Annotated in this window: 14 protein-coding genes and 1 pseudogene; 10 read left to right on the top strand and 5 right to left on the bottom strand. The window is 37.5% G+C overall.

Translation table 11 applies throughout. The features are described from left to right. Positions 1-823: Cna B-type domain-containing protein (locus tag CN288_RS25510; protein WP_141528012.1), on the top strand; the 823-nt coding region annotated here is incomplete at its 5' end. Between the two features lie 369 nt (positions 824-1,192). Here CN288_RS25510 and CN288_RS29905 read toward each other — a convergent pair. From CN288_RS29905 to map, 3 genes are all read right to left on the bottom strand, one after another. Continuing rightward, positions 1,193-1,321: a hypothetical protein gene (locus CN288_RS29905; protein ID WP_255260058.1), complete on the bottom strand. Its 129-nt coding sequence runs from the start codon at positions 1,319-1,321 to the stop codon at positions 1,193-1,195. 144 nt (positions 1,322-1,465) lie between these two features. Continuing rightward, positions 1,466-2,866 (bottom strand): M28 family metallopeptidase, encoded by a 1,401-nt coding sequence (locus CN288_RS25505; RefSeq protein WP_098303390.1) that lies wholly within the window; start codon positions 2,864-2,866, stop codon positions 1,466-1,468. Between the two features lie 521 nt (positions 2,867-3,387). After that, complete coding sequence (map, locus tag CN288_RS25500) at positions 3,388-4,185, bottom strand: type I methionyl aminopeptidase (RefSeq protein WP_026008493.1); 798 nt, start codon at positions 4,183-4,185, stop codon at positions 3,388-3,390. A 316-nt stretch (positions 4,186-4,501) separates the two neighbouring features. On the opposite strand from map, the gene CN288_RS25495 reads away from it, so the two are divergent. From CN288_RS25495 to CN288_RS25460, 6 genes are all read left to right on the top strand, one after another. Next, complete coding sequence (locus tag CN288_RS25495; RefSeq protein WP_098303389.1) at positions 4,502-5,404, top strand: ABC transporter ATP-binding protein; 903 nt, start codon at positions 4,502-4,504, stop codon at positions 5,402-5,404. Then, positions 5,401-6,135: an ABC transporter permease gene (locus CN288_RS25490; RefSeq protein WP_026591819.1), complete on the top strand. Its 735-nt coding sequence runs from the start codon at positions 5,401-5,403 to the stop codon at positions 6,133-6,135. Before CN288_RS25495 ends, CN288_RS25490 begins: the two co-directional genes overlap by 4 nt. Then, on the top strand, positions 6,136-7,266 hold the full coding sequence (locus tag CN288_RS25485) for a sensor histidine kinase (protein WP_098303388.1): 1,131 nt from the start codon (positions 6,136-6,138) through the stop codon (positions 7,264-7,266). Continuing rightward, entirely contained in the window at positions 7,263-7,868 is a 606-nt protein-coding gene (locus CN288_RS25480; protein WP_026591821.1) for a response regulator transcription factor, read from the top strand. The genes CN288_RS25485 and CN288_RS25480 overlap by 4 nt, the downstream gene beginning before the upstream one ends. A 712-nt stretch (positions 7,869-8,580) precedes the next feature. Continuing rightward, positions 8,581-9,471, top strand: coding sequence for a helix-turn-helix domain-containing protein (locus CN288_RS25470; RefSeq protein WP_098303387.1), 891 nt, complete (start codon positions 8,581-8,583; stop codon positions 9,469-9,471). 266 nt (positions 9,472-9,737) lie between these two features. Then, positions 9,738-9,875, top strand: a complete 138-nt coding sequence (locus CN288_RS25460) for a quorum-sensing peptide PapR (protein ID WP_026591824.1) — start codon at positions 9,738-9,740, stop codon at positions 9,873-9,875. A 180-nt stretch (positions 9,876-10,055) separates the two neighbouring features. On the opposite strand, the gene uvsE is transcribed toward CN288_RS25460, so the two are convergent. Continuing rightward, positions 10,056-11,009 (bottom strand): UV DNA damage repair endonuclease UvsE, encoded by a 954-nt coding sequence (gene uvsE / locus CN288_RS25455; RefSeq protein ID WP_098303386.1) that lies wholly within the window; start codon positions 11,007-11,009, stop codon positions 10,056-10,058. Positions 11,010-11,044: 35 nt separating this feature from the next. After that, positions 11,045-12,238: a cardiolipin synthase gene (cls, locus tag CN288_RS25450; protein WP_098303385.1), complete on the bottom strand. Its 1,194-nt coding sequence runs from the start codon at positions 12,236-12,238 to the stop codon at positions 11,045-11,047. 204 nt (positions 12,239-12,442) lie between these two features. Here cls and CN288_RS25445 point away from each other — a divergent pair, with 204 nt between their 5' ends. From CN288_RS25445 to CN288_RS25435, 3 genes and pseudogenes are all read left to right on the top strand, one after another. Beyond that, on the top strand, positions 12,443-14,554 hold the full coding sequence (locus CN288_RS25445) for a (Fe-S)-binding protein (RefSeq protein WP_090695122.1): 2,112 nt from the start codon (positions 12,443-12,445) through the stop codon (positions 14,552-14,554). Positions 14,555-14,563: 9 nt separating this feature from the next. Further along, positions 14,564-15,848: pseudogene (locus CN288_RS25440) on the top strand (acetyl-CoA C-acetyltransferase). 18 nt (positions 15,849-15,866) lie between these two features. Next, entirely contained in the window at positions 15,867-16,718 is an 852-nt protein-coding gene (locus tag CN288_RS25435; protein WP_090695116.1) for a 3-hydroxybutyryl-CoA dehydrogenase, read from the top strand. Positions 16,719-16,789: the final 71 nt, after the last annotated feature.

Genomic DNA, 16,789 nt, shown 5'->3' with positions numbered 1-16,789 from the left:
TTACAAGAATACAGAAACAATAGAAGTTAGTGGTAAGAAAGTATGGGACGATTACAACAATAAGTTTGGTAAACGCCCAGAAAGTATCACAGTTCAACTACTTCAAAATGGTACAGAGTTGAAAACACAAGAAGTAAAAGCAGATCAAGCTGGAAACTGGAATTTCAACTTTAAAGATCTGCCGAAGTACGATGAACAAGGAAACGAGTACAAGTACACAGTAGGTGAAGTAAAAGTAAACGACTACGAAACAAAAGTAGAAGGAACAACAATTACGAATACCTACAAGAATATGGAGAAAACGGAAGTTAGTGGTAAGAAAACATGGAAAGACGATAATGCGAAAGAACGTCCAGAAATGATCAAAGTAGACCTACTACAAAATGGTAAAGTAATCGCAACACAAGAAGTAAGCGCAGCAAGTGAATGGAAATATGCGTTTAAAGATTTAGCAGCATATGATGAAAATGGTGTAGCTTACAAGTATGAAGTAAAAGAACAAGCAGTAGACGGATACAAATCTGAAGTAAATGGTTATGACATCACGAATACAAAAATCGTAGATCCAAAAGATCCAAGCACAGATCCGAAAGATCCAAGCACAGATCCGAAAGATCCAAGCACAGATCCGAAAGATCCAAGTACAGATCCAAAAGATCCAAACACAAATAACGATTCAAAAGTTCCACCTACTACAGAAAATGATAAGCCGACATTACTTCCTAACACAGGAGGAACATCAGCGGAAATGATTTCAATTCTTGGAGGTATGGTATTGTTCCTTTTAGGTGGAATTCTATTCGCTCGTCAGCGAGTAAAATAATAAAAAAGCTTTAGATTATTGATTACACTGTAATCTGAGTAGTACACAAATTAAAAAATTACTATTGATATTACTCCCTTTAGGTAGGTATTCAAAAAACTTCACGATAAGGTGAAGGAAAGAATGCAACCTGAAGGGGTTTTTTTATCGGGAAAAGAGAGCGTTTTCAAATCGGGCTCAATCAGCGAATAATATGGTCAACTTTCACGGAGATAAACGGCTCTAAATTGATAAAAAAACCATCTTTAAGAAGTGCATTATCTATTGAAGCATAAGCTTAGAATGGGATTTGGTACCTCATGTAAGCTTATGATCAATGCCATGTTCCATTACGTTTTGGATGACTGTATAGCTATTTTTATGTCGAAATTAGAAATAATATTTGGTAAAGTTTTGTTCTTGAATGGTTGCAGCGGTAGCTTTTGTTTTTGAAACAAAAGCAGCAACTCCTGCCAGTCCGGCAAAAGTTAATGTACCTGCAAGTATCATCTTTTTCATAATAGAAATGCATTCTTATTAGCTATAATCATTATTGTTATAGTTATTATTATACATGATAATATATTGAAATAGAGATGTATTTATGCATATTTATTTCAATATAAAAAGGCCACCAGTTCTAAATGGTGGCTTTGATGATAATTAAGCAGCTTTCTGCCCTGTTTGTATAGCTGTTTTTTGAAGAACATCATAAACACCAGTACCAATGACATCTAAAGCGATTTTCATACGCTTAGGTGAAATGTTTTCTAGAACGTTATCTTGCGGTGTATGGTATACCTTTTCAATATGATAGATAAGCGGGTCCCAGCTATCTACTCCCATCCAAATGAACAGAGCTGCAGGGATGCCAGCATAAGCAAACGGTACATGGTCACTAGAACCGAATTTTCCTTGAAGAACAAGGTCATTATTTAATTGTTTACCAGCATTTAGTGCAGCATCCGTTACAAGATTCGTAGATCCATCTAGAGTCATTGCATATAAATTTTTTGCTTTCTCATAGTTTGTTGCGACCATATCAGCATTGAATACACCTAAAATGCGACCGCGTTCTGTTTGTGATAAGTTGTCAACGTAATGTTCAGATCCAATTAGTCCCATTTCTTCTGATCCAAAAGCAATAAAACGGATTTCCTTGTCAGTTTCTACATTTTGAAATGCGCGAGCTAATTCTAATACTAAGCCGGTTCCAGAGGCATTGTCATTTGCTCCTGGTGCTCCAGCAACACTGTCATAATGGGAACTTACGATAACAGCTTTTTCATTTCCAGTGCTGTTCTTTGGTTTCTTTTTCGCGATAACATTTAGAGATTGTAGGTTTGATTCATGTCGTGCTTTTAAAGAAAGGATTTCACTCCCTTTTTTCGTTAATTCCTCTTTGAAGGCATTACCTTGTGCATATGCAAGACCGAATACAGGGATTGACTGTTTTTTAGTTAATCTTGGATTGAAAGTTTGTCCATAGTTACCGCGGCCGCCAATTAAACTATATAAGAGGACCGCCTTTGCACCTTTTGTAACGGCATTTTCTACTTGTTTGTTGTAGTCTGCTACTGTGGCACCTCTTTCAAATAAGACAATTTTCCCGTTTACCTCATTTGGAATTTCGTCTAGGTTTGTCCCATTTGGTACAAAAATGAGGGGAGCGGTAACAGCCTCAGTAGAAATTAAAGCATTCGGGGCAGCCCCTGCTTGCCAATTTTTTGAACGAGATAAAGGAGAATCAATAAATCCGACATATTGATCTGGTACAGAAAATGGTTGATATTCTACTTCATATCCCATTGACTGTAATTTCAGCCCAACATAGCGAGAAGCCCATTTTTCTGATTGTGTACCACCAGGGCGCGGGCCAATTGTTTTTGATAAAAAACGGATGTGTTCGATTGCGCGGTTAGCATCAACTTGTCCTGTAATAGATGGAGTTTTGATAGTTTCTGTTGGGGAATCAGCTTTTGCTTGTCCAATTGGAGCTAGGCTGACAGCGAGTGTTGCAGCAAGCAAAGAGCTTACTATTTTTTGTTTCAATGTTCTCTTCATATATTCCTCTCCTATTCTTCTATTCTATATGAATGACAAAAGAAGACGGATAACGACTTTATTTTATCTCTTGTTTTTTGTATCTTCAATCAATTTAGGTTGAGAAATAAAAGTAAAGCCAAATGAAAACAGAGAGAAAAGAATTGCACGTCGCTTTTTCAATTAGATGTCGAAAAATTGAAATAGATTTATATAGAATAGTTTCATATGCATATTTGCATATTTTTAGAGAGAATGTATATGCTATCATTTTAGACAAAGGTTCGCTTTCTTGTTTTGAAAGCCCCTAAATTGCATGTCTAGTGTACCCAAATTTTAGATTATGTAGAAGAGAAAAAGAAATCTATGGTGGGGTTTCTTTTTCTCATGCCAGAACCTTTTGAAAACGATAATTGTCATGTTTCCACATTGCATGATGATCATCTGTAGATGTAAGGCATCCATATGAAAAAAGAGAAATCAGTTTGATTTCTCTTTTTTTTGTATAGGAAAAGGAACGCTATTTGCATTCCTTTTATCCTTTACAGTTCAGTTAAAATAATTGGCTCACCACGTGTTACGACAACTGTATGTTCACATTGTGCAACAAGGCTTTTATCTGGTGTTACAAATGTCCAGCCATCATCACCGCGTTCAATAATATGGTCAGCTTTCATGGAAATGAAAGGCTCTACAGCTATAACAAGCCCATCTTTAAGAAGCGCGTTATCCATTGGATCATAGTAGCTTAAAATATGGTTTGGTGCCTCATGTAAGCTAAGCCCGATACCATGACCTGTTAAGTTTTGGATAACAGCATAGCCATTTTTATGGGCAAAGTTAGAAACTGCACGACCGATTTGGTTTTGTTTTGAACCAGCTTTTACTTTTTTCATTGCTGCCCAAAATGCGTCTACTGCAGCTTGGCAAAGTTTTTCTTTTTCTTCATCTTGCCCAAGAACAAAAGAAATACCTGTATCCGCATAATAACCGTCAAGTGCCGCGGACACATCAACGTTTACTAAGTCGCCTTCTTTTAATACTTGATCTTTTGGGATACCGTGGGCAACTTCTTCATTTACACTAATACAAGTTACACCTGGAAAATCATATTCTTTTTCAGGTGCAGAAATGGCACCGTGCTCATCTAATACTTTTTTGCCGATCAAATCAAGTTCTTTCGTTGTCATACCTGGCTTCGCTTGCTTTTTCATTTCTTCACGTGCAAGCGCAACAACACGGCCAATTTTTCGTAAACCTTCTAAATCCTTCTCATTACGAATGATCATAAAAAAAACCACTGTCCTTCCTCGAATATATATCTTACACGATTGTATCATGTTTATTTTTGTCCTGCTACTGGCGTGCGGCTCATATGCTTTTTGGGGCGCTTTGAAGGGGGATGTGATCTCATAGAGATAGTCCCCTGAAAATACTTCCACCTCAAAACTCGGAGAAAGCAGAGAAGGAAGGTGAGAGGTAAACTACCAGTTAATACCCAATTAGTGAGTGCTAATAATCTGTAGAGATAAACTTGCCTGCTTATGAAATTTTCACTTTATGACAATTGTCATATTCATATCATGACGTATTTTACTGTTTTCCATCTCTTCCAATTTATACAATGTAAATATAAGGAATGACGGAGGTGGAGAGATGGAAAAGGTTATTGAAGTAAATAATGTTTCAAAAACATTTAAACATAAAAAGGCTGTAAATAATGTTTCATTTCATGTAGAGAAGGGGCAGATTGTTGCGCTTCTTGGACCAAATGGTGCAGGGAAAACAACAACGATTTCAATGATGCTTGGATTAAAGGATCCATCAGAAGGAAGTGTTTCTATATTTGGGAAAAGTCCAAAGCATCGAGATGTTCGCAATCGCTTTGGTGCCATGCTGCAAGAGGTGAGCGTGATTGATAGTATATCAGTTGGTGAGGCAATTGATTTGTTTCGTAGTTACTATACGAATCCAGTTGCAAAAGATACATTGCTTCAGTTATCAAACTTAGAATCAGAAAAAAAACAGCGGTGTGAAAAGTTATCAGGTGGTCAGAAAAGACGTTTGAATTTTGCGCTCGCACTTGCTGGAAATCCCGATTTATTATTTTTAGATGAACCGACTGTAGGCATGGACATCACATCTAGAAAGGCTTTCTGGGAAACGATTCGAAGGTTAGCAAGTGAAGGGAAAACGATTATTTTAACAACGCATTATCTAGAAGAAGCTGATGCACTATCAGATCGCATTTTATTATTTGCAAACGGAAAAATCATTGCGGATGGGACTCCAGAGGAAATGAAGGCAACGATTTCTCAAAAAACCATTTCATTTTATGCAAAAGAAAAAATCCCTACAGATTTGCTGAAAGAATTACCGCATGTTAAAGCAGTACAGTTTCATGAACAGCGTGTTATTCTCACAACGGATGATACGGATGCTACATTGCAAGCAATTTATCAAAAGAGCTTACCTATTACAGATGTTTCTGTTGAACGTGGAAGCCTTGACGAGGCGTTTGAACAGTTTGTTGCAAATCAAAAGGAGGGAATCGCATGAAGGCATTATGGATGCAATGCAAAATAGAGATTTTACGTACATTCCGCAATAAATTATTTATCTTTTTTTCACTATTAATGCCAGTGATGTTCTATTACATTTTTACGAATGTCATTCAAGTACCACAAAACGGAGATGCTTGGAAAGCACACTATTTAATTTCGATGGCTACTTTCAGTATTGTAGGAACAGCACTTTTTAGTTTCGGGGTGAGACTTTCACAAGAAAAGGGGCAGGGGTGGACACATCTTTTAAAAATCACGCCACTTCCAGAGGGTGCATATTTAACGGCTAAAATTATTTCTCAAACAGTGGTAAATGCATTTTCAATACTTGTGATCTTTATTGCAGGTATGCTAATTAATAACGTAGAGTTAACGGTTGGACAATGGATAGGTGCTGGATTGTGGTTATTACTAGGTGTCACACCATTTTTAGCGCTAGGAACGGTTATTGGTTCCATTAAGAAAGCAGATGCAGCTGCGGGGCTTGCTAACATTTTAAATATGAGTTTAGCGGTGTTAGGTGGTTTATGGATGCCGATCGAAGTTTTTCCAAAGGTACTAAGAACAATCGGGGAATGGACACCAACATATCATTTTGGAAGCGGTGCTTGGGATATTGTTGATGGTAAATCGATAGGATGGGAAAATATCGCGATTTTAGGAGGTTATTTCCTTATCTTTGTTGTAATATCAATATATATAAGAAAGAGACAGGAAGCGGTATAAATGACAGAAAAAAAGCAGTTTGAATTTTTTCCAAAACATATGGGTTTTTTCCCATATATGTGGTTTGTGTATCTACTATTTCCGATTTACAATTTAACGCAAGAATCGGGTTGGAGGCTTTTAGCTGGAATCAGTATGCTAGTGGTTTTTGTCATTGCATACCGTCAACTTTATTTTGTTAAAGAGACATTTATTTTATGGGCATGTGTTCAAATTGTAATTATATTCATATTCTCTGCAATTTATAATCCATTTATGATATTTTTTGGATTTTACACTGCCAGTGCAATAGGATTTGCACCAACAAAAAAATCATTTCGAGTATTACTTGCCCTTTTAGTAGTAATGATCGGTACTTTTTTATTTGTGAATATAGATCAGTTAACCAAGACTAGTTTAATCAATATGATTCCAATGTTTATCTTAATGCTTCTTACACCATTTGGTATGCGTAACTTTAATCAAAAAAAAATGTTGAAAATGCAATTAAACGAAGCCAATGAACAAATTAAAGATTTAGTAAAACGTGAAGAACGTCAGCGAATTGCAAGGGACCTTCACGATACGCTAGGACATACGTTATCTCTTATTACTTTAAAAAGTCAGCTTGTTGAGAAGCTGATTGTGAAAAATCCAGAGCGTGCTAGTCTTGAGGCAAAGGAGATAACGCAAACATCTCGCATAGCTTTAAAGCAGCTTAGGGAATTAATTTCTGATATGCGAATGATTACAGTTGAAGAGGAGCTTGAGCAAATAAAGGCGATTCTGCAAGCTGCTAATATTTCACTAGAGGTAAAGCAGAAAGCGAATAGCGGTGCATTATCACCGCTTGAACAAAATATTTTAGGGATGTGTTTGCGAGAAGCAGTAACGAATGTTGTAAAGCATAGTAAGGCGACGGCATGTACGGTTTCTTTATTTGAAACGCAAGGAGAACTGATTTTGCAGGTGAAAGATAATGGAGTGGGATTACAAAAGCAGAGTCATGATGGGAATGGTATCTTAGGTATGAAAGAACGTCTGGCACTTATTGATGGAGGACTTGAACTAAAGGCGCTGCATCCAGGGACGATTTTAATAGTGAAAGTTCCAATTGTAATTAGAACAGGAAAAGATGAGGTGAGAGCATGATTCGAATTATTCTTGCTGAAGATCAAAGAATGCTTCGGGGGGCACTCGGGGCTCTGCTTGATTTAGAAGACGACATTGAAGTGGTTGGGCAAGCAGAGAACGGTGAAGAAGCTTTAAAATTAATTGAAAAGTTGCAGCCGGATGTAAGTATTATGGATATTGAAATGCCAATTCAGAGCGGGTTGGATGTTGCGGAAGAATTGCAGAAAAAGAAGAAATCTTCATGTAGAATAATGATTTTAACAACATTTGCACGCCCAGGTTATTTTGAAAGAGCGATGAAAGCGGGGGTTCATGGGTATTTATTAAAGGATAGTCCAAGTGAAGATTTAGCGGCAGCGATTCGTAATGTGATGAAGGGGAAACGAGAGATTTCTCCTGAATTAATGTTTGGGCTATGGCAAGAACAAAATCCGTTATCAGATCGTGAAAAAGATGTGCTTCGCTTAGCAAAAGAGGGAAAAACAGCAAATGAAATTGCGAAGACATTGTATCTTTCATCTGGTACTGTGAGGAACTATATTTCAGATGTGTTAACAAAATTAAGTGCGAAAAACCGAATTGAAGCAATTACGATTGCGGAAGAAAAGGGATGGATATAAAAAAAGATGTTTACCGGTTATAGTGGTAAACATCTTTTTATTCTTTTTTTTTTGAACCTCTATCACTAAAATGTAAAGTCTATGACATAATATAGATTTTACTTCATTTTTCGACAAAAAATTTGTTATAGTAAGATTAGGTTGCTGTTCTAGATTTTGGGTAACCTTACCACTAATTGTCTTAATTACCCCATGTTTATCTACTTGAGCAATGATGTCTTGGTCATATATTTCATCATTTTTATATGATTGGGAAAGACATACTTCGGTTTGATTTTCTTGTAGGTTGAAATTCAACATCTTTTCAGTGGTAACTTGTTTTTGTTACGCGTTAACCTCTTGTACTTCATCTTTTAAGTATTTTTAGCAATATTTCCTATTGTTACGTTTTGTGGTTCAGTTTATTTACTAATTATCAAGCTAGGTTGAGTAACTTCAATGTTCACTTCATTGTTATCAATTTTTGGGGCACGATAATTGCTGCTACATGATAAGGGGTAGAATAGAACAGAAGTAAGGAATATACTAGCAATTTTTATATTATTCATCTCTAACATTTGGAGTCTTGTATTTGTATAAGATGATTTACAAGAAAGGTGTGCTAAATGATATATATTATGCAATATTTCATGTCTAAAAGTGCCGAAAAACTATTATTGTAGTGGTATGACAACTTAAAAGTTAGATTTCTGTAATGGGATGGTGAGCTATTATGCACGCAGAAAAGCTGGGAGCTGAAATAAAGAAAATTAGAATGTTAAGAGGTTTAACACAAAAGCAGTTGTCTGAGAATATATGTCATCAATCAGAAGTAAGCAGGATTGAGTCAGGAACGGTATATCCAAGTATGGATATACTGCAAGGGATTGCAGCAAAGCTAAGGGTTCCCATTATTCATTTTTATGAGGTTCTTCTTTATTCTGACCTCGAAAGAAAGAAAAAGTTTAAGAATCAAATTCAATTATTGTGTAAGAAAAAGCAGTATGATGAAATTCATAAAATTGTTTCAGAGGAGTTAAAGAAAGAAGAATGTCATCCTGAATTTAAGCAATTTCTTCTATGGTATTATCATTTATCTTCTTATGCTTTAAAGAAAGTCAATTTTGAATACTGCATCTCAGAGCTGAAAAATATAATCCATCGGCAATATGTTGGGGTAGATGTGTTTCAAAATTTATATATCGAAAATTCGATTGCTATTATTTATGCAGAAAATAACCATTTAGAAAAAGCTATTACATTATTTCAAGATATTTTACAACAGCTGGAGTCATTGCAGAGTGATCAAGATTTTGTTGTTAAGGTTCGATATAATTATGCGAAAGCTTTATGCTTAAATAATGAATATGCAAAGTCGCTTCAGCAAGTAGATAAAGCAATTGAAACGTCGCGACTTATTGGGAGTATGCAGCTTCTTGGGCAACTGTACTATCAAAAGGGAGAGTGCTTAGAGAAATTAATTTATCCGCCAAGTGAAATTACAGTTGTTTATGAAAAGGCTTTATTATTTTTTGATTTACTAGATTTACATTCTCAAAAAGAGATATTATTAGCAAAAATGGGATTAGCTGATCGTAATGAACAGACAATATTCTCTAGCTGATTAAATTTATCCCGCTATTCGTGGGCAGTAATTCCCCCACTTCAAGATTAAGAGAGAAAAGAGGAAGATAGGTGGAAGATAACTGCCCGTAAAAGCCCAGTCGGTGAGGGCTAACAATCAGTGTGGAATGAAGAGTACTCCCACTGATGGAAGTTTCATTCTATATTTTTAAATAATGAAACCATAAGAGAATATGCATAATTGCATTTTTAAAAGAAATTATTTCATGATATATTTAAAGAAAATAGAGCATAGGGTGATGAGTGATGAAAAAAATTCTTGCATGCGGTTTAATGGCAATGGCAATGCTAGCTGGTATTGCATTCGGAGTGAGTCAAGATCACGCATTAACAAATCAACAGGAACAAGTACAATTAGCTTCAGATATGCCATTTGAACATTAAGATAAAAAAAGAACCCAAGTGAGGGTTCTTTATTTTTGTTAGGGATAAAAGTGTTAGATAATTCAAAGCTCTTGAATGTGTAGTCAAAGGTTTAGGTATGTAAGAATGATTATTATTCCTTGCTCTTAACACCTTCGGCAATCACACTAAAGAGAAGAGAATCGTGAAACAGCGTTACAATTACCATTGTAACGCTGCACCGCTTATTCGTCTCACTCCTCTTATAGAAGCAAGTTCATCTACGAACTGAAAAAGTGCTAAATCTTTTTGTTTACTCTCAATCATAATATCGAAATCTTGATTTAGTTCTCTCATGATGTGTAAAAAGGGTTTTATAAATGTAGCATCAATATAATTAGCGTGTGATCTGAATTCCTTCTCTGATTTTGGTGAAGAAATATGGATCTTAGGAATGGTATTTGTATGATTCCATGTTTCGAAAATAGCTGGTAGTAGTGTCTCTAATGGTTCATCACAAAGATTTGCCATGTGATGATGATAATCAAATACAAAAGGGATTCTTTCTTGCTTACAAACGGCCAATGTTTCAGAGGCTGTATAGGTTTTATCATCATTTTCAAGTGTCATTTGCTGTTTGATATGGAAAGGGAGCTTTTTTAAGTTTTCATGAAAGCGCAGTAAAGCTTTCTCTTTGTTGCCGTATGCACCTCCAATATGAATGTTAATGTAGGAAGAGTCTGCGAGTCCCATTGCATCTAATACGTTATAGTGATACATCATATCTAAAACCGCATTGTCTGTAACATGAGGTTTTTCACTTGTAAATAATGTGAACTGATTTGGATGAAAGCTGACTCGTAAGTTATACTCTCGAATTAATTCCCCCATCTTACGCCAAAATGGTGTAAATATATCGATATAATTAAAATCAACTTCAGGGTGGGTGGCGAGTGGGACGATAGAAGATGATAATCGGTATAATGGAATTTCATGTGCGATATTGTAATGCAGGATACGTAATGTATGCATAAGGTTTTGCATTGTAATGTTATATAATTTTTCTTCTCGTTCCTGTTTGCCAAGCTTTTTCCACGTTGTAAATGTCATTGTTTTAGCAGGGGAACAGTCCCACAAAGCGACTGCATGTGAGACATACCCAAAGCGCATAATCATCTGCCCTACCTCCGTTAATTATTAAAAGTTTCATTTCATAAGAAAAATGCTAGTAACGTTCCAATCCATTCTTTTCCTTTATCAACAAGGGAAAGAGAGGAGACATCTTTCCAAGTAAGCAATGTAGACCCTTCGATATCTTTGCTAATTTGAACCTTAATTTCTTGTATAAAAGCTGAGTCATACAGGAGACAATTTATTTCATGATTAATATATAAGCTTCTCATATCAAAATTAGCTGTTCCGATATCACAAATATGATTATCTACCATAATAATTTTTGCATGAAAAAAACCTTGTTGAAATTCATAAATGTTACATCCTACCTTCATCAATTTCCGGCAGTATGGTAGTTTAGCTTCGCGAACGAGCGGGTGGTCTGCTTTTTTAGGAACGAGAATCGTAATGCGAACACCTCGTTTCTTTGCTTGTAATAATGCATTCATTACTATTTTTCCCGGAACAAAATAGGGTGTGCCAATGTATAATTCTTCTTTTGCACTTTCAATCAGTGATACAAATGTTTCCTGTAAATAAGCACCGTCTGTTGGGATAAAGCGGTGCAATATAGGACCTGGTAGTTGTTTAGGAAAAAGCACCACTTCTTCTAGTAAATCTTCATTCGTATCATCGCGCCAATCGTGCAAAAATTGTTTTTGTAAATCTTGTACGCCTTCTCCAGTTAGGCGTAAATGATAATCACGCCAAAGGCCAAGTTCTGGATCACGCCCTAAATATTCTTCTCCGATGTTGAATCCCCCAATATAGCCAATCTTCCCATCGATAATCGTAATTTTTCTATGATTTCTTTGGTTTGCAGAAAAAAAGAGAAAAGGGATCTTGATTTTATGACAATATGAAAAAGATACACCGTGTTGTCGCATTGAGCGAATCGCCTCATCTGATAAATGATGGCTTCCTATACGATCGAGAAGTAGACGTACTTCTATCCCTTGTTTTGCTTTTTCAGTGAGAAGTTGTAAAAAGGTGTGACTAATTTCATCATTTTTGACAATGAAAAATAGAATATGTATATGGTGTTTTGCCTCCTGTATATCCAGAAATAAATCATTATATAAATTTGTTCCCCATGTATACAATTTAAAATTGCCGCGTCGTAAAGGAAAAGGGCGGGGCTTTACTTTTTTTAAATGATGTGTTCTTCCGAGCAAAAAGTCGAGTGAGACCCATATGATTAAGCCTATTAGTAAGAGAGATAAAAAGACCATTATCAAATTACCTCCTGCGAATTCATTTTTATAGTTTCACCTAAATAAACAGCTTTATGAAAAAATATTGTGTTGTATAACAAAAAACTGTTGACTGAATGCTCACTCATTATATAATGAGGATAGAGGATATAATTCAGAAAATTATTTATTTTCGAAGATTCTAAAAGAAAGAAGGCTTACAAAGAGAGGGGTAGCATAAAAATGAATAGTTTACTGATCATTAATTGGCTGGCTGCCATTGCTGTTATTGCTTATGCGGGATATTTGTTTGTATATCTTATACGGACGAGGATGGCCTACATACAGCTAGGAAAAAAAGTAGAATTTGACCGCCGCTTTAAAGAGCGATGGGATCTCCTGAAGGTCAACGTTTTCGGCCAAAAAAAATTGCTGAAAGATAAAAAAAGCGGCATCATGCACGTTATGTTTTTTTACGGATTTATTCTTGTCCAATTCGGAGCAATTGACTTCATTTGGAAAGGACTCGCACCAGGATCACATCTTCCACTTGGACCACTATACCCTGCATTTACATTCTTCCAGGAAATTGTCACACTTATGATTTTAATCGCAGTTTTTTGGGCTTTTCATAGAAGATATGTTGAAAAGCTTGTTCGTTTAAAACGTAATTTTAAATCGGGCCTTGTTCTTATTTTTATTGGAGGCTTAATGCTTTCTGTACTACTTGGTAACGGCATGGGCATTATATGGCACGGTGAGGAACTTTCATGGAGCGAACCAATTGCTTCTGGAATCGCTTACGTTTTTTCGGGAATAAATGAAACCGTAGCCATTTCGGTGTTCTATTTTTCTTGGTGGGTGCATCTACTTATTTTGTTAACATTTTTAGTTTATGTACCACAATCAAAACACGCTCATTTAATTGCTGGACCGGCCAATGTATTTTTTAGCCGTCTTTCTAATCCAGGAAAACTTGAAAAAATTGATTTTGAAGATGAAACACAAGAAACATTTGGTGTTGGAAAAATTGAAGACTTTAGACAGACACAACTTATTGATTTATACGCTTGTGTAGAATGCGGACGCTGTACGAGTATGTGCCCGGCAACAGGGACAGGCAAGATGCTGTCGCCAATGGATTTAATTTTAAAGCTTCGCGATCATTTAACTGATAAGGGGGCAGCGGTGACATCAAAGGTACCGTGGGTTCCAGCAGTTGCATTTAACAATACTCAAGGAAATCAGTTAGCGATGATGACGGCTGGTCAAGGACAACAGGAGTCAGCTGCTACGGCGCTTTCATATGATCCGAGTTTAATCGGGGATGTCATTACAGAAGAAGAAATTTGGGCATGTACAACGTGCCGTAACTGCGAAGACCAGTGCCCTGTTATGAATGAGCATGTTGATAAAATTATTGATCTACGTCGTTATCTTGTTTTAACAGAAGGAAAGATGGATGCGGAAGCGCAGCGTGCAATGACAAATATTGAACGCCAAGGAAATCCGTGGGGGCTGAATCGTAAAGAGCGTGAAACATGGCGACAAGGTGATGATGAAGTAACGGTTCCGACTGTGAAAGAGAAAACGAAAGCTGGCGAAGAATTTGAATATTTATTCTGGGTCGGCTCTATGGGATCGTATGATAATCGCAGTCAGAAAATTGCGATATCGTTTGCGAAGCTGATGAATAAAGCAGGCATATCATTTGCGATTCTTGGTAACAAAGAAAAGAACTCTGGAGATACACCACGACGCCTTGGAAATGAGTTCGTATTCCAAGAGATGGCCACAAAGAACATTGAAGAGTTTGAAAAAGCAGGTGTGAAGAAAATTGTTACGATTGATCCGCATGCCTATAACACATTTAAAAATGAGTATCCAGACTTTGGCTTACAAGCAGAAGTCTATCACCATACAGAATTATTAGCGCAGTGGGTGAAAGAAGGGCGACTAGAGCCGGTTCACCGTATTGAAGAGACGATTACGTATCATGACTCCTGTTATTTAGGAAGATACAACGAAGTATATGAAGCACCGCGTAGTATTTTAAAAGCAATTCCAGGTGTGAAAGTTGTTGAAATGGAGCGTAATCGTGAAACTGGCATGTGCTGCGGCGCAGGCGGCGGACTTATGTGGATGGAAGAAACAACAGGTTCGCGCATTAACGTTGCCCGTACAGAGCAGGCGCTTGCTGTGAAACCGTCAATTATTGGTACAGGATGTCCGTATTGCTTAACGATGATTAGTGACGGTACGAAAGCAAAAGAAGTAGAAGAGCAAGTTCAGACACTTGATGTAACAGAAATTTTAGAACGCTCTGTAATTGGACCTAAAAAAGAAGCTATGTAGTACGTAAGAATCTATACAACTTTAGAAAGAGGTGCAAGATTTGCACCTCTTCTCAGCGTAGGAGTACCGAGCGTGCGCTCAGCGCCGAAAAAAAGAAATGGGGGAAATAAACGTGGTAAGAACAGTTATTTTAAGTGCTGCAAGAACACCGGTTGGAAAATTTGGGGGATCTTTAAAGGATGTTAAAGCAACGGAACTTGGAGGAATTGCGATTAAAGCTGCGCTTGAACGAGCGAATGTTGCTGCAAATGATGTTGAAGAAGTTATATTTGGAGCGGTGATTCAAGGCGGACAGGGGCAAATTCCTTCGCGCCAGGCAGCAAGAGAAGCTGGACTTCCTTGGGAAACTCGTACAGAAACAGTGAATAAAGTTTGTGCATCGGGACTGCGTGCTGTGACGTTAGCGGATCAAGTTATTCGCACTGGGGATCAAACGCTTATTGTAGCGGGTGGAATGGAATCGATGAGCAATAGTCCTTATATTCTACAAGGTGCCCGCTGGGGATATCGGATGGGACATAATCAAGTTGCTGATTTAAATATAGTAGATGGCTTGACATGTTCATTTTCTGGTATACATATGGGCGTGTATGGCGGGGAAGTCGCGAAGGAGGATGGAATCTCTCGCGAAGCGCAAGATGAATGGGCGTACCGTAGTCATCAGCGCGCAGTTGCTGCGCAAAAAGAAGGAAGATTTGAAGAAGAAATCGTTCCTGTTTCAGTACCGCAGCGCAAAGGAGATCCGATTGTTGTTACAAAAGATGAAGCGCCACGTGAGGATACAACAATTGAAAAGTTAGCAAAATTAAAACCTGTATTTGATCCGGCAGCAACAGTAACAGCTGGGAATGCACCTGGATTAAATGACGGCGGGGCAGCGCTTGTATTAATGAGCGAAGACAGAGCGCAGCAAGAAGGAAGAAAACCGTTAGCGACAATTTTAGCGCATACAGCCATTGCAGTAGAAGCGAAGGATTTCCCAAGAACGCCAGGTTATGCGATTAACGAACTTTTGAAACAAACAGGTAAGACTGTGGATGAGATTGACTTATTTGAGATTAACGAAGCCTTTGCAGCAGTTGCAATTGCGAGTGCAAATATTGCAGGAATTGATCCGGAGAAAATTAACGTAAATGGCGGCGCGGTTGCGATGGGTCATCCAATTGGAGCAAGCGGAGCACGGATTATTGTAACGCTTATTCATGCGCTGAAGCAGCGCGGCGGTGGAATTGGAATTGCATCGATTTGCAGCGGTGGCGGTCAAGGCGACGCGATTATGATTGAGGTTCATTAATAAAAAGGGGGAGAAAAAATGAGTGTACAAAAAATTGTGGTAATCGGTGCGGGGCAAATGGGTTCAGGTATTGCACAGGTGTGTGCAATGGCAGGCTATGATGTGTATATGCAAGATTTGAAGCAAGACCAATTAGATCGGGGATTATCCATTATTACAAAAAACTTAGCACGCCAAGTAGAAAAAGGACGCATGGATGAAGAGTCAAAGGAAGCAACTTTAAATCGTCTTACTGCGACGCTTGAATTGGATTGTGTAAAAGAAGCGGATCTTGTCATTGAGGCAGCCGTTGAGAAAATGGATATTAAAAAGAAAATTTTCGCGAATTTAGATGAAATTGCACCAGAACATACAATTTTGGCAACAAATACATCTTCCTTACCAATTACCGAAATCGCAGCGGTAACAAACCGCCCAGAGAAAGTAATCGGTATGCACTTTATGAATCCAGTTCCAGTGATGAAGCTTGTTGAAATTATCCGCGGGCTTGCAACAGACGATGCGGTATACGAAACAATCGAAGACATTACAAAGAAAATCGGAAAAGTACCTGTTGAAGTAAATGACTTCCCTGGATTTGTTTCTAACCGTATTTTATTACCGATGATCAATGAAGCGATTTATACGCTATATGAAGGTGTGGCGACAAAAGAAGCGATTGATGAAGTAATGAAGCTTGGTATGAACCACCCTATGGGACCACTGACGTTAGCGGATTTTATCGGCTTAGATACGTGTTTATACATTATGGAAGTTCTGCATGAAGGACTAGGAGATAGTAAGTATCGCCCATGTCCATTATTACGTAAGTATGTAAATGCAGGGTGGTTAGGAAGAAAAACAGGACGCGGTTTCTACGTATACGAGTAAGGAAGATAAGGTAGATCTCCCTCTTTTTGACAAAGTAGTGGTCTTACCAGGAAGGTGAAAGAGGATATATA

It is taken from the genome of Bacillus sp. AFS023182 (assembly GCF_002560575.1).
Lineage (GTDB): Bacteria > Bacillota > Bacilli > Bacillales > Bacillaceae_G > Bacillus_A > Bacillus_A arachidis.
This window is presented reverse-complemented; position numbering and strand designations above follow the sequence as displayed.

Bases quoted from the DNA above. Each gene is read 5' to 3' on its own strand.
- CN288_RS29905 (WP_255260058.1), bottom strand. From the start codon at position 1,321: ATGAAAAAGATGATACTTGCAGGTACATTAACTTTTGCCGGACTGGCA.
- CN288_RS25505 (WP_098303390.1), bottom strand. From the start codon at position 2,866: ATGAAGAGAACATTGAAACAAAAAATAGTAAGCTCTTTGCTTGCTGCA.
- map (WP_026008493.1), bottom strand. From the start codon at position 4,185: ATGATACAATCGTGTAAGATATATATTCGAGGAAGGACAGTGGTTTTT.
- CN288_RS25495 (WP_098303389.1), top strand. From the start codon at position 4,502: ATGGAAAAGGTTATTGAAGTAAATAATGTTTCAAAAACATTTAAACAT.
- CN288_RS25490 (WP_026591819.1), top strand. From the start codon at position 5,401: ATGAAGGCATTATGGATGCAATGCAAAATAGAGATTTTACGTACATTC.
- CN288_RS25485 (WP_098303388.1), top strand. From the start codon at position 6,136: ATGACAGAAAAAAAGCAGTTTGAATTTTTTCCAAAACATATGGGTTTT.
- CN288_RS25480 (WP_026591821.1), top strand. From the start codon at position 7,263: ATGATTCGAATTATTCTTGCTGAAGATCAAAGAATGCTTCGGGGGGCA.
- CN288_RS25470 (WP_098303387.1), top strand. From the start codon at position 8,581: ATGCACGCAGAAAAGCTGGGAGCTGAAATAAAGAAAATTAGAATGTTA.
- CN288_RS25460 (WP_026591824.1), top strand. From the start codon at position 9,738: ATGAAAAAAATTCTTGCATGCGGTTTAATGGCAATGGCAATGCTAGCT.
- uvsE (WP_098303386.1), bottom strand. From the start codon at position 11,009: ATGATTATGCGCTTTGGGTATGTCTCACATGCAGTCGCTTTGTGGGAC.
- cls (WP_098303385.1), bottom strand. From the start codon at position 12,238: ATGGTCTTTTTATCTCTCTTACTAATAGGCTTAATCATATGGGTCTCA.
- CN288_RS25445 (WP_090695122.1), top strand. From the start codon at position 12,443: ATGAATAGTTTACTGATCATTAATTGGCTGGCTGCCATTGCTGTTATT.
- CN288_RS25435 (WP_090695116.1), top strand. From the start codon at position 15,867: ATGAGTGTACAAAAAATTGTGGTAATCGGTGCGGGGCAAATGGGTTCA.